This is a genomic window from Lacihabitans lacunae (assembly GCF_042649125.1).
GTDB lineage: Bacteria > Bacteroidota > Bacteroidia > Cytophagales > Spirosomataceae > Leadbetterella > Leadbetterella lacunae.
Genome location: NZ_JBHRYQ010000002.1, coordinates 88,103 through 108,456, shown reverse-complemented (window position 1 = coordinate 108,456; position 20,354 = coordinate 88,103). Strand labels below are relative to the sequence as shown.

At 38.5% G+C, this 20,354-nt stretch carries 15 protein-coding genes; 14 read left to right on the top strand and 1 reads right to left on the bottom strand.

Translation table 11 applies throughout. The features are described from left to right. Nucleotides 1-557 precede the first annotated feature (557 nt). From ACFOOI_RS21920 to ACFOOI_RS21885, 8 genes are all read left to right on the top strand, one after another. On the top strand, nt 558-6,929 hold the full coding sequence (locus ACFOOI_RS21920; RefSeq protein ID WP_379840325.1) for a DUF6443 domain-containing protein: 6,372 nt from the start codon (nt 558-560) through the stop codon (nt 6,927-6,929). Beyond that, nucleotides 6,929-7,318 (top strand): hypothetical protein, encoded by a 390-nt coding sequence (locus ACFOOI_RS21915; protein WP_379840324.1) that lies wholly within the window; start codon nt 6,929-6,931, stop codon nt 7,316-7,318. Before ACFOOI_RS21920 ends, ACFOOI_RS21915 begins: the two co-directional genes overlap by 1 nt. Before the next feature lie 173 nt (nt 7,319-7,491). After that, nucleotides 7,492-8,739 (top strand): RHS repeat domain-containing protein, encoded by a 1,248-nt coding sequence (locus ACFOOI_RS21910; RefSeq protein ID WP_379840323.1) that lies wholly within the window; start codon nt 7,492-7,494, stop codon nt 8,737-8,739. 4 nt (nt 8,740-8,743) lie between these two features. Next, nucleotides 8,744-9,073 carry a DUF1493 family protein gene (locus ACFOOI_RS21905; protein ID WP_379840322.1) on the top strand — a complete coding sequence of 110 codons (330 nt, stop codon included), beginning with the start codon at nt 8,744-8,746 and terminating at the stop codon, nt 9,071-9,073. Nucleotides 9,074-9,160: 87 nt separating this feature from the next. Continuing rightward, nucleotides 9,161-10,105: a hypothetical protein gene (locus tag ACFOOI_RS21900; RefSeq protein WP_379840321.1), complete on the top strand. Its 945-nt coding sequence runs from the start codon at nt 9,161-9,163 to the stop codon at nt 10,103-10,105. Next, nucleotides 10,102-10,467, top strand: a complete 366-nt coding sequence (locus ACFOOI_RS21895) for a hypothetical protein (RefSeq protein ID WP_379840320.1) — start codon at nt 10,102-10,104, stop codon at nt 10,465-10,467. The genes ACFOOI_RS21900 and ACFOOI_RS21895 overlap by 4 nt, the downstream gene beginning before the upstream one ends. Before the next feature lie 210 nt (nt 10,468-10,677). Next, complete coding sequence (locus ACFOOI_RS21890) at nt 10,678-12,033, top strand: RHS repeat-associated core domain-containing protein (protein ID WP_379840319.1); 1,356 nt, start codon at nt 10,678-10,680, stop codon at nt 12,031-12,033. Continuing rightward, nucleotides 12,033-12,689 (top strand): hypothetical protein, encoded by a 657-nt coding sequence (locus ACFOOI_RS21885; protein WP_379840318.1) that lies wholly within the window; start codon nt 12,033-12,035, stop codon nt 12,687-12,689. The genes ACFOOI_RS21890 and ACFOOI_RS21885 overlap by 1 nt, the downstream gene beginning before the upstream one ends. A gap of 195 nt (nt 12,690-12,884) precedes the next feature. Here ACFOOI_RS21885 and ACFOOI_RS21880 read toward each other — a convergent pair whose 3' ends face one another. Continuing rightward, complete coding sequence (locus ACFOOI_RS21880; RefSeq protein ID WP_379840317.1) at nt 12,885-13,085, bottom strand: transcriptional regulator; 201 nt, start codon at nt 13,083-13,085, stop codon at nt 12,885-12,887. Here ACFOOI_RS21880 and ACFOOI_RS21875 point away from each other — a divergent pair. The 6 genes from ACFOOI_RS21875 (at nt 13,059) to ACFOOI_RS21850 (ending at nt 20,154) form a co-directional block, all read left to right on the top strand. Further along, the gene (locus ACFOOI_RS21875) at nt 13,059-16,241 is read left to right on the top strand and encodes an RHS repeat domain-containing protein (RefSeq protein ID WP_379840316.1); all 3,183 of its coding nucleotides are present in this window, start codon (nt 13,059-13,061) and stop codon (nt 16,239-16,241) included. The genes ACFOOI_RS21880 and ACFOOI_RS21875 overlap by 27 nt on opposite strands. Nucleotides 16,242-16,245: 4 nt before the next feature. Then, nucleotides 16,246-16,572, top strand: coding sequence for a hypothetical protein (locus tag ACFOOI_RS21870; RefSeq protein WP_379840315.1), 327 nt, complete (start codon nt 16,246-16,248; stop codon nt 16,570-16,572). Nucleotides 16,573-16,830: 258 nt separating this feature from the next. Continuing rightward, complete coding sequence (locus ACFOOI_RS21865; protein WP_379840314.1) at nt 16,831-17,460, top strand: GH-E family nuclease; 630 nt, start codon at nt 16,831-16,833, stop codon at nt 17,458-17,460. A gap of 14 nt (nt 17,461-17,474) precedes the next feature. Next, complete coding sequence (locus tag ACFOOI_RS21860) at nt 17,475-17,942, top strand: ankyrin repeat domain-containing protein (protein WP_379840313.1); 468 nt, start codon at nt 17,475-17,477, stop codon at nt 17,940-17,942. Between the two features lie 161 nt (nt 17,943-18,103). Then, the gene (locus tag ACFOOI_RS21855) at nt 18,104-18,571 is read left to right on the top strand and encodes a hypothetical protein (protein ID WP_379840312.1); all 468 of its coding nucleotides are present in this window, start codon (nt 18,104-18,106) and stop codon (nt 18,569-18,571) included. 1,400 nt (nt 18,572-19,971) lie between these two features. Continuing rightward, nucleotides 19,972-20,154, top strand: coding sequence for a hypothetical protein (locus ACFOOI_RS21850; RefSeq protein ID WP_379840311.1), 183 nt, complete (start codon nt 19,972-19,974; stop codon nt 20,152-20,154). Nucleotides 20,155-20,354 lie beyond the last annotated feature (200 nt).

Sequence of the window (20,354 nt, the reverse complement as noted above, 5' to 3'; positions counted from 1 at the left end):
TATTTGTTTCAAAAGTATGCTCTTGATTCGGTTATTTTTTAGATTATTTCCCAAAATTCCAACCCATTTTTCTATAGGTAACGAAATTTTTGTGCGAATAGAAAATATTGACTATTTTAAACCCTAAATCGTTAGTCACAATTTTTTGCCCCCCCCCCGCTTAAATAATAATTTAAACATTATTAAGCTTGTTTTTTTGCTCGACAAAAAACATGACGGCCAATTCTTGCCCTTGTTTTCATCGGAAAAATTAAACCAACAAAAAATTTATGCTGACATAAACTTCTTGCCAATAGCCCTAGATTACGTGTGAATTTGAGAATTAATAAAACTATATTAAACCACATCAGCAGCAAAAACGGAGATTTATACACCTGATTCATGTATTTGTAACAAAAAACAACCCGCCTGTTTGACTTTATAGATAACAAATACCAAATAGATACTAATTGATGTAAAATAGGATCAACAACAATGGTTAGAATGCCACCAAAAAAGACTCAAAAAATCGAAAATGAGTGGTCTAATAAATGGTATACGAAATATTTTTGACATATATGAAAAAAATTTTACCTTCGATACTGCTTATCTTACTTGGCTTAGAGGGCTTCACTCAAACTGATAGCACAAAGACTGACTCCACCCGTATTTTTAGTGCCCAGGCCGATCCTTACAAAAAATACATACCGAACTACTCCCCTTTACCACCCAACACGGCTGCTTTTCAAAAGTTTGGAGATTATTCCGTAAACTTAGCAACTGGAGTACCAGATATTAGCATACCTATTTATACCGTACAAGATGGGGATTTATCTTTGCCAGTAGTTCTTAGATACCATGCTTCGGGTCATAGGATTAATGAGCTAGCCTCGTGGGTGGGCTGGGGATTTAGTTTAGACGCTGGTGGTGCAATAAACCGAAGTATTGAATCAATTGCTGACGACAAACCTATAGCAACCAACTACCTGAACAACCCTATTATTAACCGAGACCTTTGTAATTCAGCTTCAGATTACAGCTTTTTGAATACCGTTGAAAATGGATTGGCTGATACCCAACCTGACTTATTTACTTACTCCGCACCAAGTGTTTCGGGTAAGTTTATGTTGAGACATAATGGAGTACCTCCCTTTTTAATGCCCTGGCAGCCTCATATAATAAACTATGGTATTGGCACCAATACCACCATTAATTCTTTTGAGGTCATAAATGAAAATGGTCAACTCTATCGCTTTGGAAAATATGCCGATGGTACAGAGGTAAACGAATTTCAAACGATTCCCACTTCTTTTGGTCTAGAAAACGCTGGTATAGTTTCTTGGCCATTGACCCAAATTTTATCTCCAAATGCCAACGATAAAATTGAACTTTCATACCAAGATGGTGGAACAATCCAACAAAGCAGTCTTTCTTATTCAGCTACTATAAATTACAATGCCGCAGGTTTTCCCACTTCTTACGGAACAACGCCTACTCCCAGCACTCAAACCCGCCAAAATACCCAAAAGAATATACATAAAATTACTTTTAACAATGGTGAAGTGGAGTTTGTGCAATCCACTGCTAATCGAGCAGACTTTGCGGATGGACATTCCCTAGAGAGTATTAAGATATATAACTATGAAAATGGGGAAAAGCGGCTCATGAAGCTTTACAGTTTTCATTACAGCTATTTTACAGACAGACTCGGCAATAACGGACGCTTGAGACTGGATAGTCTTCGTTTTTCTGATGCTACGTTGACTGATATTCAGACTTATAAATTTGAATATACCACCTCAAACTACTCTTGGTTTTACAAAGAAGGCTCTAACTCAGACCTCAGCGATATGGCCAAAATAGATTATTTTGGTTATTATAACCACCAAAACAATGCTCATACCTTAGACAGCCCTTTTAATGGAGTGACTTGGACCGGTAGCAATGCCAATAGAAACAGTAATGAAACTTATATCAAACAAGCTGTTTTAAACAAAATAGTTTACCCCTCTGGTGGGTTTACACTGTTTGATTTCGAGGCCAATAAAATTATCAGAAATAGCAGCATATATACCGCCGGTGGTCTTCGAATAAAAACCATCAAACACTATCTCGCCAATGCTTCATTAAGTTTTTTAAAGCGATATGAGTTTAGCTCAGCAGATGGCTCAGGTTTTGGAAAATTAACTACAGGAAACTGGGGATTTCCAGCTACAGGTTTAGTGGGTACTGTTCAGTATTTATCGGGCACAGATATACTAAAAACAGATATCATTAGTCCTGATGCCAATATTCAAGCTAACCCTTTTGATAGTAGTCCGGTCTATTATACCTTGGTGACGGTTTTTGAAGAAGAAAATATTGACCCCGTCAAAATCGGCAGAACAGAGCATACCTTTAGTTTTGAGCCTGATATCATTGTATCTAGTCCATTTACATTACAAAGGAATATTGAACCATGGAAACGCGGTCAAGAGTTAAGTCTAAAATTTTTTGACACAGATAATGTTTTGAAATATGCCAAAATCACTGACTACCAAATTTATAAGAATGAAAGTATTCAAAATTTTCAGCTGGTTTATAAAATCAATGAAGCAAATGCAATTTGTAACTCCTGTAATTCGGGTATGCCATTTGGCTTTTTAACCAATGGCGGTCAGATTTCCGCTACTCAAAATTCGACCTCCTGCAACAATCCAAGATTGGTGTTTTTTAACGGATCAAACCTAACTGGAGCAATAAAACCAATACAGATTAACGAAGTAAGGGATGGCGTAAATAATATGGTGAGCCTTCATTACAACGAAAACCTTTTGCCAGACACTACCACCACCGAAAACTCCCAAGTAGGTCATTATTATCAAGATATCAACATTTTCTCTACTAATAGCTCTTATAATGCTGATGCCATCGCTTTAGAAATGCGAAGCCGAAACATGATTGCCAACCCCTTAGAAAATAAAACTAGAGAAAATATTGGTAGTGGATATAGCGATATTTTTCACCAAAAAAATAACTACAATTCATTCACAGGAACCAACGCCAGAGGACTTACCAACAATATATTACCATCAGAAACTTGGGTGGCTGCTACAGGCGGAACCCTCGAAAAACGAGTAGAATTTAAAAATTACGATGCCTATGGCAATATACTTTCTTATGAACTAGATGGCCAACCCACAACACTTATCTATGGCTATAATAACTCTTTGGTGCTTGGTTTGGTAAAAAACGCCACTTTGTCGCATGTAAATACCGCTCTGAGCAGTACTGGACTTTCGCCAGCAGCGTTTTCGGTCAGTACATTAAGTGCTGCCCAAGAAACCATTTTGCAAAATTTCCAAAACGCCATACCCAATACGCTCATTGACTGGTACCTGCATCGGCCACATATTGGCCTTAGTCAGCATTTTGCACCCAATGGCCTAAAAACAAGCTATTTTTATGATTCCCACCAGCGGTTCAGCAAAGCCACCGACCACGAGGGCAACATTTTGCAAACCAATGAATACAAAATTAGCCCTGCCGAAAATTATATAGCTTCAGCCAAGCCACGAATCGCCACCACCAATGATGTATCGGCCAAATCCTACCTAAATTCGATAGTCGATTACCAACATTTTGACGGGCTCGGCAGGCCCACCCAAGCCATAGGTATAGGCCAAACGCCCGACCTAAAGAGCCTTATCAAGAGCGAAATTAACTACGATAAATATAACCGCCAGCTAAGTACACTATTGCCAGTGGCGGCTACTTCTACGGTTTACGCTCCCATAAGCAATGCCAAAAGCCTTGCCCAAAGTTTTTATGCTGATACCGCTCCCACAGACAGCACTATTTTTGAAGCTTCCCCGCTCAATCGCCCAATGGCCAGCTTTGGGGCAGGGCAAGCATGGCGTGCAGCAAACAAAAAGACACAAATATTCTATGAATCTGGCGGTACAGAGGTACGATACTATGCCGTCAACGCATCCAATAACATCGTCTTAAGCGGTACCTATCCTGCCCATTCGCTTTTCAAAAAAAGAGTACTAGACGAGCAGGGCAACGAAACCATAGCATACACCGACAAACGTGGCCGAATGATAGAAAAACGCCAGCAGCTGCAAACGGGCGTATATGCACATACCCACTACCTCTACGATGGCTTAGGCAGGCCCAAGGCCATTATTCAACCCATGGGCTATGACCTCAACCTCGGCTTTACGTACAATTCCGCCGATTTTCAGAAATGGGTCTTCTTCTACAATTATGATACAAGAGGCCGAAACACCGAAAAGCACGTACCTGCGGCAGGATTTACCAAAATGATATACGACAAAAAAGACCGTTTGGTGATGCAGCAAGACGCCTTTCAGGCCACCCTCAACAAATGGAATTTCCAGAAATATGATGCCTTTGATAGAGAAGTATTCAGGGGCGAAACCCTCAATGCTAACGCTCAATCTGTTTTGCAGTCGGCCTTTAATGTATATACCGCACCCGACGAAGTATGGAATAGTGGCAGTGGCTACAGTGGCACTAGTTTTCCGGCCATGGTCAACCCAAGTATAAACGACGTGCAGCTTTTTACTTTTTATGATCAATACGATTTTGTATCGGCCTTAAACAATAACCTGGCCTTTGAGGGGGGCAGTGCCTTCCATGCCAAGCACACCTCGGCCAAAGGCCTGCAGACCGGCACAGTAGCCTACAACCAAGCCGACCCTTCTTCGGCGAGCTCAGGAACCCGCCAGTTCTTTATATCGGCTAACTATTTTGACACCAAAAACAGGAGTATTCAGGCCAAAACCCAGAATCATTTGGGAGGAATAGACCTCGTAAACACCAAATACGGTTTTGCGGGCCAAGTATTACAAAACAACGTAACACACCGCAAGGCGGGCCAAGCCGATATTAGCAACCAAACCCAGACCGACTATGACCCTATGCTACGCCACAGTATCAACGGCCAAGCATTCAAGGTACTCGCCAACTATAGTTATGACGACCTAGGGCGATTAAACAGGAAAATAATAGAGCCCGGGGCTGTGGACTATACCTGTGGCAATAGCAAAGAAAGCATGACCTCTGGCAGCTGGACACAGCCAAGCACATGGCAAGGCTCAAGTATACCAACGGTGGGCGACGCCGTCAAAATAAACGTAGGCCATACCGTTAACCTTTTCAACCAGCAAAGCCAAGACATTATGTATGTCATCACCTATGGCGGGCTAAACATTAGCGGAGCCGGCACAAGGCTGAATCTAAAATTTGTGGGCAACAACACCACAAACCTTACCACCGCCCTACAAACCATAGACTACGCCTATCATATCCGTGGCTGGCTAAAAGGCATCAACCCAAGCCTAAACACCGCCGAGGGCGACCTCTTTAGCTATAAACTAGACTACGAAACAGCCGGCTACTATGATGGCAATATTGGCAAAATAACTTGGCAAAGCCCCGATAATCCATACAGCTGTGCCAAACCCACCCGAAGCTACACCTATAGCTACGATAAAAGCTCAAGACTACTCAATGCTACTTATGCAAGCAACGTAAGCAACGAAAACTTCGGTATTGCAGGCATGAGCTATGACAAAAACGGAAACATAAACACCCTGCAACGCTATGGTATAAATGGAAGTGCTTTTGGACTTATTGATAATTTGAGCTATTTTTATTCGGGAAATAGGCTAACTGGCGTAAGTGATGCCGTAAGTGGTAATCCAAACGTAGGAGATTTTCGGGCGAGCGGAAATAGTTCAAATTACACCTACTACCCAAATGGTTCTTTGAAATCTGATGCAAACAAGGGCATAAGCCTGATAGAGTACAATACCTATCTCAACAAAGTTAAACAAGTAACTTGGAGCGATGGCCGTTGGCTCAAGTTTAATTACGATGGAGCTGGTTCGCTGTTGAAAAAGGAAAACTCAGCAGGTGAATATTGGGATTATGTCGGGGATTTGATTTATAAAAACGGCAATAATTATTCTTTAAATTATGCCGAAGGTAGGATAGTTTTTACAAACAATTCTTGGAATTATGAATATGACTACCGCGATATTTGGGGCAATCTGCGACTAAGTTTTGCTTCCGAAAATGGTCAATTAAAAGTAAAACAACAGTCTGACTTTGATCCTTTTGGATATATATTTAATCAATCAGCCGGCGTAAACAAAAACCACTTTCAATACCAAAAACAACAACGCATTGAAGATTTCGACCTAAACATAGATTTTTTCAAGTTTAGACCCTCAGACCCAACAATCGGCCGTTTTTGGATGGTGGACCCATTAAGCTCGCAATATCCACATAATTCCACTTATGCTTTACAGGAAAACAAGTTTGGCATGGGTGTAGAGTTGGAGGGTGCGGAGTTACAACCTTTTTATCCAAATTTGCAAGGTGAACTTTACAGAAGTGCTGGTGTTAATAGTTCGACTGATGCACAGAAAGTGGGTAAGGAGCTTTTAACTGCTTACACTAAAGCCCTTGGTACTGTGATGTTAATGGCAGCACCAATTGAAGAATTGGCAGTTGGCGGTTTACTTGCTGTTGGAATTAAGGCAGAGGCAACTTTAGCAAAAGAAGGTGCTTTACTACTTAGAACAGGTGGCCAAGAAGCAAAAAGTGCGGCTAGTCTTGATAAATTGAATAGAAGTTTGGCTTCTGAATCACAAATGGCTGGTAAAAGTGAATCAATCGCAGGGGCTGGTTCAAAAACACCGCTAAAAAAAGCCGAAGACATGGCAAAACAATATGGAGGCGATGCCAAAGATTATGCTAAAATGCGTTCTAATAGTAGTTATAAAGCTAATGATGGTACAAAAATAGAAACTCACTGGGAAGAGAATATTAAAACAGGCGAAAAATATAATACGAAGACAAAAATTAATAATGAAGAACCACCAGCACCTTCTGGTCAAAGGTATCAACAAAAATTAGATAAAATAAAACAATAATGAAAGTTAAATTTAAAACAAAAGAGATTACAGAAGCCCTAATTATAAAGTTTAATAACCCATTTTTAGCAAAGCAAGGTTTTTCTCTTGATATAGGTGAAGAATATTTAGTTTTTGGACTATATATCGAGAAGAATGGAGCGATAGTAATTGACTGCTTAAACAAAAACAATCATTTGCATAATTATCCGCTTGATTTATTTGAGGTTGTAGATAATAGGGTCTCAAAATATTGGAAAATGAAAATTCGAGAAAATGGAGAAATAACTTTTTTACCAAATGAATATTATGAAAATGAATATTTTCATGATGATTTATCGGAAGATACACCTGAAATAGTTGAACAATTTCATGATATGATTAAAAGATTTCAGGAGGAATTTAATTAAAAATTGTAGGAAGTTTGAGTCGAATATCTATCTCAAAGCAATATATCAACGTCAACTCTAATCAAGTCAGATAAACCGACGTCGGCGATTTTAAAAATCTCAATTACACGAACGATGACTATGAATATTGGCCAAATGGTGGCCTGAAAACCGACAAAAATAAAGAAATATCCTTGATAGAATACGATACATATCTCAATAAAGTAAAAAAGGTAAATTGGGCCGATGGCCGATGGATAACATTTACTTACAATGGAGCTAGTGAACTTATTCAACGCAAAAGCTCAGCTGGCGACACTTGGGATTATGCAAACGGCATAATTTATAAAAACAATGTAGCCTATCAAATACCTACACCTGAGGGACGAATCGTAAATAATGCCGGCACTTGGGCCTATGAATATGAGTATAGGGATCATTTGGGCAATTTAAGAGTTGGCTATACAAAGGAAAATGGTAAACTTAAAATAAACCAACTGAATACGACTGATCCATGGGGTTTTGAAATTTCGGCACTTTCAGCTAATAGTCTTACAAAATCAAATTTTAAATATCAAGGCAAAGAGGAAATCAAAGAAATAGGCTGGATAGATTTTGGAGCAAGAATGTATGATCCTGCACGTGGACAGTTCACAACGGTCGATCCGTTAGCTGACCACCCGAACCAAGTTGCTTTTACCCCGTACAATGCGTTCTGGAACAACCCGGTCATGTTCACCGATCCCGATGGCAGGTGTCCCTCATGTCCACAAGGCGAAGAAGCCGCCAAACTTTATGCCGCAGGGGCTCAAGTAGAAAATAAAGATGGCTCTTGGACTTGGACAGGAAAAGAATGGCAGACCAACCAAACTGCCCAAGTAAGCGATAGGCAAGTGGCATCTGCCATGCCCTTTAATACAGCCTTTGGTATGGGGGCATACGCAGGTCTGGAACAAACAGGGCAATTTTTATCAAGCTTGACCACTACACAAGGCTGGAAAGACTTGGGCGAAGGATTTGTCAATATGGCAAAAATGGGTAGCGTTACCGACCCCGAAGGCATGATGATGAGAGCCGAAACCGCAATGGCGGTAGATGCCTATGCCAATAATATCCCTAACATGACAGCAGGAGAAGTAGCCTACGACCTTGGCTATGGTAGCGAAAAAGTCGCCGAAGCTGTACTCACAAGAAAAGTAATGCCTGTAACCAAAACAAGTTTAGGTTTACCGAAAGGTTTTGGAAGTGCAAGTAAGTATACTAATATGGTTTCCTACGGACTCAAAAGAAGCATGGGGCAACTCCCATTCAGTGTTCGTACGCCACTTGTTGGGTTATCTGCAAAAAGTAGGGATTTAGGGATAGTCTTAAGTAGAAACTTAGTAACTCCAGTCGGTTATGGTATTGGTGTTGGTCAATTACAATATCTTAAAAAAAGATAATGGCATGGAAAATTTAGAGAAAATACAAGGTTTGCTTGAAAAGCAAGGTATCAAGAAAAATAAGATTAATCTAAATACAACGATTCAATCATTAGGTTTTGGATCAGAAGAGATTGACGAATTCTTTAATGACTTCGGAGAAACATTTAAGATTGATGGAAAAGAATACGATTATTATGACTATTTCTTTGAAAAGGTTCACCCTCTGCATATATTAAGAGATACTTTTAATCGCATATTTTATCCTTCAAAGGTCAAAAAGCTACCGATAACGATAGAACATTTAATAAAAGTTGCCGAGCGAGGTAAATGGTTTAAACCCGAAGTAATCTAAAGCCCAAATCTCTCGGAATGAGGGCTTTTTCATTTACAGAGCGGCGATATTTTTAAGTTTGACTGATTTAATGAAGCCATCCAGCACGTGCAGGATATGGTTTTTTTCGGTGTTCTCCATCTTGTCCAGTTCGCTCAGTCGTTGGAGCATGACGGGGTCTTTGAACAAATCCGCCTTATCGGTCTCGCCCAAGAGGTAGCCCACGGTAGTATTCAAATATTCCGATTAGTACAGAGTAAGAAATCGAAATGTGGGCAGGAGTTTAAGAGGGTCGATCCATTAGCGGAGTTCTTACCTGGAATAAATTCTTACGCATATGCCATAAATAATCCCATACTGTTCAATGACCGATTTGGGCTGTATCCTTCATTGGCGAATGGAACAAATCAAGTTGCAAAATGTGAAACATGCCCTAATGGAGAAAATTATGATGTTTACAGAGAAAGCAAATCCCAATTTACGTATATCGATGGAATGGTTGTAAATGGTGATGGTTCAGGTCCTACAGCCCATGCACAAAGAAATAATAACTCTTATAACTTTTTCTATGAATTTGGGATGGGCTCAGCTGGAACCGCAGAGTATTTTCTAGGCAAAAGAATTGAAAACATTGCTAAATGGGATGGAACCCACCGTTATGGTGGTGCTAAAAATGTACTTTCTCAGGCTGAAATTGATGCAAAAGCTATTGCACGTCAACCTTTGATAAAAAACAGACCTATTAACATTTTAAGACAATATGCTTTGCCGAGGAATCAGGCCTTGAAATTGGCTAAGGGGTTGAAATTTGCTGGAAGTATTACTGCTTTATATACAGTTACATCTTCTGCACTTCAAGCAAATGCAGGTGAAATAACAAATACTCATGCCTTAACGACAATTGGATTAACCGCATTGGGTATTGGTGCTGCAACTTTATCTGCACCAATCGCTGTTCCAGCAATAATTTTAGGAGGTCTTTATGGGTATTATGAAGATGATATCTGGCACGATTATGACAAGGCAAACGCTGAAAACTTTAAACAAAAATGAAAAAAATAATTTTTGGTTATCTAAGTGGACTACATCAATTACTTCGAAAAGTTGACGATACAGAGTTATATGTAATATTAATTATAATGTTAATAGAATTTATTTTACTATTCTTTTTTTTAATAATATTCGATGTAAAAACTCTTTCAATTGATAGCTTTTTGCCAAATAAATGGCTGAGTAGATTTACATTAGGAACCTTACACTATTTGTTTAATAAGTATATTCTTGGCCTTCGTGAAGGCAACTATTTAAAATATGATCCCATGCCAAGAAAACTAACATTAATTACAACTATTGGCTTTTTTAGCTTTTTTATATTATTGATAATTTTTAAAGACTCAATACCTGTGATTAAGTAAATGAATTATTTGATAGCGTGGATCAACTTCGAAATCCCACTTCTCCCAAATTAATGCATCATTTGGTAAATAGAAATAAAATATAACGTATTGTAAACAAAGTATGAAACGATTAAGATGTCAGGAATAGGCTTTACCAATTTAAACAAAACTCAAAGATAACTGCAACGCTATGGTATAAATGGAAGTGCTTTTGGACTTATTGATAATTTGAGCTATTTTTATTCGGGAAATAGGCTAACTGGCGTAAGTGATGCCGTAAGTGGTAATCCAAACGTAGGAGATTTTCGGGCGAGCGGAAATAGTTCAAATTACACCTACTACCCAAATGGTTCTTTGAAATCTGATGCAAACAAGGGCATAAGCCTGATAGAGTACAATACCTATCTCAACAAAGTTAAACAAGTAACTTGGAGCGATGGCCGTTGGCTCAAGTTTAATTACGATGGAGCTGGTTCGCTGTTGAAAAAGGAAAACTCAGCAGGTGAATATTGGGATTATGTCGGGGATTTGATTTATAAAAACGGCAATAATTATTCTTTAAATTATGCCGAAGGTAGGATAGTTTTTACAAACAATTCTTGGAATTATGAATATGACTACCGCGATATTTGGGGCAATCTGCGACTAAGTTTTGCTTCCGAAAATGGTCAATTAAAAGTAAAACAACAGTCTGACTTTGATCCTTTTGGATATACATTTAATCAATCAGCCAGCGTAAACAAGAACCTTTTTCAATACCAAAAACAGCAACGCATTGAGGATTTTAACCTAAACATAGATTTCTTCAAGTTTAGGCCATCAGACCCAACAATCGGCCGTTTTTGGATGGTAGATCCATTGGCGGATAAATTCCTAAGTATTTCGCCCTATGTTTATGTTAATAACAATCCGATACGGTTTATAGATCCCGACGGGAATGCACCTGTAGACATTATTTTATTAGGAGCTAATAATTCGAGTGTTACTGTAAAAACTGACTTGGTAGATTTAAAAATTAACGCCAGCGGTTTAGGAGTTGATTTTGGCGGAAACTACACACTTTCGGGCAATGACGTTTTGCAAGCTGCCGTAGATATTGGAGGAGTTTTTGACCCTACGCCAACCTTGGATTTGATTGGTGCAAAGTTATCTGCCGAAAGTGGCGATTATTGGGGAGCTGGTGCAAGTCTCTTAGGGGCTGCCGTACCATACGCAGGCGACTTAGCCAAAACCCCCAAGATTGCTAAAGGGCTTGGGGTGATTACTGATGCGATACATGGGAACTCTAAATTAAGCCAGAAAGTACAGCATGGTTACGAAATTTTCAATAAGAAAACTGGCGATATTTTAGAATATGGAATAAGTGGACAGAAACGAAATGCAAGCCAAGTAGCCAAGGATGGATCGACCAGAATAAATCAAAAGTTAAAGACAAAATATGGGAATGACCCTGATATTGGCGGTCGTGTAATTGACGGGAATTTAGGCAATAGACAAAATGCCCTTGATTGGGAAAAAGCAATGGTAAATAAGCATAAAGAACAATTTGGTGAAAAGCCAAGGAGACAAATCAGACCAAATTAATGGAATTAAGGGAAATAAAACTTAGTGCACAGTATAATCGGATTTTTACAAAAGAATTTAACTCAGAAACTTGGAGTCTGTCTGAGTTATATTGGTCTTTTATAAAAGAATACAATACTGGAAAAGTAAAGAAATGCAATGTAGTAGTAAGTGATGATTGGGGCGATTTATTAGAATATTATGAGAGTTATGTAGATATGATTACAATTAGAAATCATTTTGCTTTTGACACCTATTCAACTTTAGGTAAAGAAGATAGGAAGCGGATGCAGTTAGAAGCTGTTCATAAAGGCATGATGCAAATAGCAGAGAAAGAGGGTTGGGAAATAGACCCACTTTTGGACGCTTACAATAAATGTTTAGAGAAAAATTTAGCGTACCAATTCGAAGTTGGCAAGCCTAAATCATCACCTGATAAAAAGCACAAAATAGGTTTTTGGTGCAATTGGGACATAGATATTTTTGAAGTCTATTGGATACTTTTTGACAAATCTGGAAAGGAACTCAAACGTGAAAAGTTTATAGAGAAGAAAGCATTTGAAGGAGAATTTATCTACTACTCGAAATTCAAGTGGAAAGATAGCCAGACCGTTATTTTTGAAGATAAATATAAATACGGAACTAACGAAGTTTGGGAATTTAATCCTTTTAAATAATATCAATATCCTAACACCGCCACAATATCTCCAAGTTGAGCGGCTTTAAAGATTGTCGATGGCATCACAAATAAGTGTCTTTTAGTACTCAAAAGTGCCTTAAAGTTCACAAGAAAATAATTGAATTATTTTTAAAAATAGTTTTGATTAGCCCTTAAAGTTTCCTGAATTGGAATTTTTGAGGGCTTTTTGGTTTCACAGAGCAGCTGCATTTTTGGCAAAAAAATCTTTAAACCGCTTATTAGTCAGCATTTTGTCCACGAGTTTAAAAATCGTTTGCTTGTCTTCTTCTTCAAGTTCGGCAATGAGCCTTAATTGCTCAGAAGCAGTTTTATCTTCAATAACCACTTCTTGTGGTAAGCTGCCCTCATGGTTAATAATTTGGTCGGTAGTCATGCCAAAAGCCTTGCCCAAAGTTTTTATGCTGATACCGCTCCCACAGACAGCACTATTTTTGAAGCTTCCCCGCTCAATCGCCCAATGGCCAGCTTTGGGGCTGGGCAAGCATGGCGTGCAGCAAACAAAAAGACACAAATATTCTATGAATCTGGCGGTACAGAGGTACGATACTATACCGTCAACGCATCCAATAACATCGTTTTAAACGGCTCCTATCCTGCCCATTCGCTCTTCAAAAAAAGAGTGCTAGACGAGCAGGGCAACGAAACCATAGCATACACCGACAAACGTGGCCGAATGATAGAAAAACGCCAGCAGCTGCAAACGGGCGTATATGCACATACCCACTACCTCTACGATGGCTTAGGCAGGCCCAAGGCCATTATTCAACCCATGGGCTATGACCTAAACCTTGGTTTTACGTACAATTCCGCCGATTTTCAGAAATGGGTCTTCTTCTACAATTATGATACAAGAGGCCGAAACACCGAAAAGCACGTACCTGCGGCAGGATTTACCAAAATGATATACGACAAAAAAGACCGTTTGGTGATGCAGCAAGACGCCTTTCAGGCCACCCTCAACAAATGGAATTTCCAGAAATATGATGCCTTTGATAGAGAAGTATTCAGGGGCGAAACCCTCAATGCTAACGCTCAATCTGTTTTGCAATCTGCCTTTAATGTATATACCGCACCCGACGAAGTATGGAATAGTGGTAGTGGCTACAGTGGCACTAGTTTTCCGGCCATGGTCAACCCAAGTATAAACGACGTGCAGCTCTTTACTTTTTATGATCAATACGATTTTGTATCGGCCTTAAACAATAACCTGGCCTTTGAGGGGGGCAGTGCCTTCCATGCCAAGCACACCTCGGCCAAAGGCCTGCAGACCGGCACAGTAGCCTACAACCAAGCCGACCACAACCAGTTCTTTATATCGGCACAGTATTTTGACACCAAAAACAGGAGTATTCAGGCCAAAACCCAGAATCATTTGGGAGGAATAGACCTCGTAAACACCAAATACGGTTTTGCGGGCCAAGTATTACAAAACAACCTAACACACCGCAAGGCGGGCCAAGCAGATATTAGCAACCAAACCCAGACCGACTATGACCCTATGCTACGCCCCACACAGCTTCGCCACAGTATCAACGGCCAAGCATTCAAGGTACTCGCCAACTATAGTTATGACGACCTAGGGCGATTAAACAGGAAAATAATAGAGCCCGGGGCTGTGGACTATACCTGTGGCAATAGCAAAGAAAGCATGACCTCTGGCAGCTGGACACAGCCAAGCACATGGCAAGGCTCAAGCGTACCAACGGTGGGCGACGCCGTGAAAATAAACGTAGGCCATACCGTTAACCTTTTCAACCAGCAGAGCCAAGACATTATGTATGTCATCACCTATGGCGGGCTAAACATTAGCGGTGCCGGCACAAAGCTGAATCTAAAATTTGTAGGCAACAACACCACAAACCTAAGCACCGCCCTACAAACCATAGACTACGCCTATCATATCCGTGGCTGGCTAAAGGGCGTCAACCCAAGCCTAAACACCGCCGAGGGCGACCTCTTGAGCTATAAACTAGACTACGAAACAGCCGGCTACTATGATGGCAATATCGGTAAAATAACTTGGCAAAGCCCCGATAATCCATACAGCTGTGCCAAACCCACCCGAAGCTACACCTATAGCTACGATAAAAGCTCAAGACTACTCAATGCTACTTATGCAAGCAACGTAAGCAACGAAAACTTCGGTATTGCAGGCATGAGCTATGACAAAAACGGAAACATAAACACCCTGCAACGCTATGGTATAAATGGAAGTGCTTTTGGACTTATTGATAATTTGAGCTATTTTTATTCGGGAAATAGGCTAACTGGCGTAAGTGATGCCGTAAGTGGTAATCCAAACGTAGGAGATTTTCGGGCGAGCGGAAATAGTTCAAATTACACCTACTACCCAAATGGTTCTTTGAAATCTGATGCAAACAAGGGCATAAGCCTGATAGAGTACAATACCTATCTCAACAAGGTTAAACAAGTAACTTGGAGCGATGGTCGTTGGCTCAAGTTTAATTACGATGGGGCTGGATCGCTTTTGAAAAAAGAAAACTCAGCTGGTGAATATTGGGACTATGTCGGGGATTTGATTTATAAAAACGGCAATAATTATTCTTTAAATAATGCCGAAGGCAGGATAGTTTTTACAAGCAATTCTTGGAATTATGAATATGACTACCGCGATATTTGGGGCAATCTTCGACTAAGTTTTGCTTCCGAAAATGGTCAATTAAAAGTAAAACAACAGTCTGACTTTGATCCTTTTGGCTACATATTTAATCAATCAGCCAGCGTAAACAAGAACCTTTTTCAATACCAAAAACAGCAACGCATTGAGGATTTTAACCTAAACATTGATTTCTTCAAGTTTAGACCCTCAGACCCTACAATCGGCCGTTTTTGGATGGTGGACCCGCTTTCTTCCGACTACGCCTACAATTCTGTATATGCCTTGCAAGAGAATAAGTTTGGGATGGGTGTAGAGTTGGAAGGAGCGGAGTTAAAAGAGTTTGGAGAGTGGCTTGGTAAAAAAGTTGACCAAGTCTTGAGTTGGACAGATGTTGATGATGTGACCGTCGTGGTTACTAATCTTACCAGAGGTGGCAATGCAGTTCATATTGACGGACAACCAGCGACTGGTTCTGATAAAGTATTTGCAGCGGGTGGTTTATTACTGCCTGCAGCTAGTGGAGCAGCTGTAAAGAAAATTATTAATGCTGTCACAAACATAAAAGCCAATCAAGCAGCAGGTGCCGCAAGAGAAGTAGCTGAACATGCTGATTTAGTTAAAAATAACCCTGGTTCATCTGTTCAAAACCAGCAATACCTTAGAACCCCGGATGGGAAAATTGCAAAAGACCCAATTACTGGCGAAGGACGGAGGATTGATCATGTTGTTATAGAAAATGGCAAAGCCAAAGATGTGGTAGAAACAACAAGTAAAACTGCTAACAAAATAAAGCAATTTGACAAAGAGGAAAGAATTAGGGACAATGGAGGAACATTTGTTAGAGATAGGATTACAAGAGAATTAGTAAATATTAAAGAAATTTCAACACGAACAAGTAGAAGAGAATAAGCATATGGAAAAAGATTTCACTGTAATAAATGCATCTTGGCATACCAAGAGAGAAAGGAATTATGAGTTTGATAATCAATTAGTTTACAAATCATATAAGAGTTTTTTTGTCTTTCTACAAGATAATTCTCTAGTTACAAGAAAACTTATTGATATCAACGAGGATGCATCTGATGATACAAAACTGATGCGTTCGGATCTAACAAATGAAGGCCTTGAATTTTTTAAAGTTGCTTATGGTAGATGGATAGATAATATTTTTGATCGTGGCAAATCTCCCGAGGATGTAAAATATTTAGAGAAAAAGCTAAAAGAAATAAGAGGAAAATAGAAAGATTTGCGGCATCTTAATTTGTCGTTGAGGGGTTATTTTTCAAAAATAACGCATTTGAAAGTCGATTCAGCATTACGACAAGCTTTAAATGATGAAAATTGATAATCGAGGAGTTTTTATCCGAACAAAGTACATTGAAATAAATTATACAAGAACCACTTTCAATACCAAAAACAGCAACGCATTGAGGATTTTAAGCTAAACATAGATTTCTTCAAGTTTAGGCCATCGGACCCAACAATCGGCCGTTTTTGGATGGTAGATCCGCTGTCTTCCGACTACGCCTACAATTCTGTTTATGCCTTTCAGGAGAATAAGTTTGGTAAGGGTGTGGAGCTGGAGGGTGCGGAGTTAAAAGAGTTTGGAGAATGGCTTGGTAAAAAAGTTGACCAAGTCTTGAGTTGGACAGATGTTGATGATGTGACCGTTGTGGTTACTAATGTTACCAGAGGGGGCAATGCTGTACATATTGATGGACAACCAGCTACTGATTCTGATAAAGTATTTGCAGCGGGCGGGTTACTGCTGCCTGCGGTAAGTGGAGCAGCCGTAAAGAAGATTGGTGGTGCACTGATCGATAATGCAGTTGATGCAATGAAAAACCGAGTAAAATTGCAAAAAGGAACTAAAGAAGCCATCAAAGAGGCTGGAAGGAAAACAAAAGATGGAAGATTTATTGACCCCAATACTCAAAAGCCGATTGAAAAAGGACAAGAAGTGTATGGACACAAAACTGGGCAAGAGTGGAGTAAGTACAAGAAAGACCCTGCAAATCAAGAAAAAACAAGGAAAGAGGTCATAAAAGACCAAAACGATCCGAATATATATCAAATAGAAGACAAAAAGACTAATGCTTCACATAAATATGAAGAAAAAATTAAATGAAAAATCATATGAAAATGAATAAAGATTTAGAAAAAGCGGTTTTACTCGGCAATTTGTCATTGACAAAAGATTTAATAGAAAATGGTTGCAATATTGATGGAACGGATAAGTATGGGAGAACTATATTATATGATGCTATTGTAAAAGGATATCAAGAAATTGTATTAGAATTGTGTTTAGCAAAAGCAAACGTAAACCATCGAGATAAAGAAGGAAGAACACCTCTTCATTTTTCAGCAATTCATAGTCAATTTGAAATTGCAAAAATATTAATTCAATTTGGAGCAATTGTTGATGCTAAAGATGAAAATGGAAATACTCCTCTATCAAATGCTGTATTTTACTCACACGGGTTAATAGATATAATTTTATTATTAAAAGCAAACGGAGCAGATTGTAATAAAAAAAACAATTATGATATTAGTCCTAAAGAACTGGCTGAATCAATTGATAACTATGAATTTCCACATATTTTTGATTAAATAAGGTAATAAACCAAATGCCTTGTTATCTCCATTCAAGTAATCAATACACCCTTTTGGGGTAGAAATTGTAATTTTTCAGTGAGCATTAATTTTTAAAAGTATTCAACACCCTGCAACGCTACGGTATAAATGGCGGTAGTTTTGGGCTTATTGATAATTTGAGCTATAATTATGGCAATTCAGGAAACAAACTTAATTTTGTAAATGATGCCATTATTGGAAATCAAGACATGGGCGATTTTAGAAATCTCAATACCACAAACGATGACTATGAATATTGGCCAAATGGTGGCCTGAAAACCGACAAGAATAAAGGAATATCCTTGATAGAATACGATACCTATCTCAATAAAGTAAAAAAGGTAAATTGGGCCGATGGCCGATGGATAACATTTACTTATAACGGAGCTAGTGAACTTATTCAACGCAAAAACTCAACAGGCGACATTTGGGATTATGCAAACGGCATAATTTATAAAAACAATGTAGCCTACCAAATACCCACACCTGAAGGCCGAATCGTAAATAATGCCGGCAGCTGGGCCTATGAATATGAGTTACCAAACTCTGAGCGGAATATTAGGCGATTTTTCAAAGACAAGAAAAAAAATAGTAAACAGACCTAAACAAATTAAGGCTCCAAGCAGAGCAAAAGAAGGTAGAAAAGAACCAGGTAATCCAACAATAACATTTTCATGAAATAAAAGTCCCTTATGTGGTCATATATAACAAGTACTTAGCAAATATGAGAGTAGTTATATTCAAACCGAGGAGAATATAGGTATCATTTCGACAGACCCAACTATTGTGGCGGGAGATTATGTGACATAACAAGACATTGGCCTGTTAAAAACAGACATGTCAGTGAAATTTCAAATAGATACCCCCATAATGAATGAGGTATAGTGAATAGGAAAATAACACTTGTAGCTAGAGATTTTGTATACTTAGCGTTCACTCGTATTCAAAATGATACCTTTTTAATCCCAATATTTGTTCATTTATTTTCTACAAAATCATTTTAAAGAAAATCTTGGAGGGTTTACAAGATTTGTACTTAAAAAAGTAAAGTATCACCAAATTTAAGCCATTGCAACTCTCACTAGTCTAAAAATAATTCAACTTTAAATGGCCGAATTACTCAAACTAATATAAAACCAAATTAAGCTAAATATTATATTATTGCTACAGTCTCTTATTTCAAATTACTAAAACATTCCCTTTGTGACACATTAAATTAACCTAAAACGTTGATCAACAATTAAATAATAGTAGAATTGAATTCGCTTTTTATACTTTTGAAGAATATGAAAATCAATATTTAATACCTATTTAAACCCATAATCAATTAAACTCATGGCAAAATCAGATGACCCACCCAAATAAGAATTTTGGTAGCTATTTAGGAGGTTCTTATTATAATCTCATTTTTAATGGCTAATTCATTAGCTTACCAACATATAAACTATTCGTATGTTCTCCGTTGCGAGATAATACCTGTTGTATTTATCTTGTTATTAGTTTTCACAGGTCAAGCCTAATCAGATTAGCCTTGCGTCTATCATTTCATATATGGATAGTTTGGTATTAATGGTTTGCTGTCAATAGCTATACCATTACTATTTTCATTGATTGGAAATTCCAAATCTATTCTCAACTGAAAAACTCTGGAGTGACAATGATGACAATCTTTGTAGGTATCGCATCAGGTTCATTAGCACAAAAAAATCAACCCATCTATCAGAAAATAAAAACAATATGGCAAATTTTTAGAAAAAAGGTTCATACTCAAGGAATGTAAAACAAATATTAACATAGAATTTTTAACAGGTTTATCTACATTTATGAGTTTGGCGTACACTGTAGTTGTAAATCCAGCAATACGGTAAAGACAAAAGTGTTACTTTTTTTGCAACTGTTATAATTTCTGGAACATTTACAATCTTTATAAGTTAGAAGGCAAATCTACCATTTGCTCTAACACCAATTTTAGAAATGGATGCATAGCAAATGTAATATTGAGATCATGCTTCAACCGAACCGCTGGTATACTCTTAACGACGGAAATGGAGGTAGGAGCTTTCGAAGAGAAATTTGCGATAGCGGCAGTGGTTCTGCATGCCATGGGAATACAATAGATACTGAAGACTGTGGTGGCGGTGGCGTATCAAGTTTTGTTGCAGATAGCAATCCAAAGTTTCTAATATAAGTGGTAACATTGGTACCTCCAAAGGTACTAGTACAACAGCTGGAATACCTCAAACCCTGACTTTGTAGCTGGTGTTAGTGCACGAAATTTAGCTACAGACTGTGGTAATAGACATGTAGTTATTATATGTACTAAATAAGCTAATTAGTCCATAATATTTTTAACCAAGGTTGGCAGTTGATACTCCCAGCTTATTTATC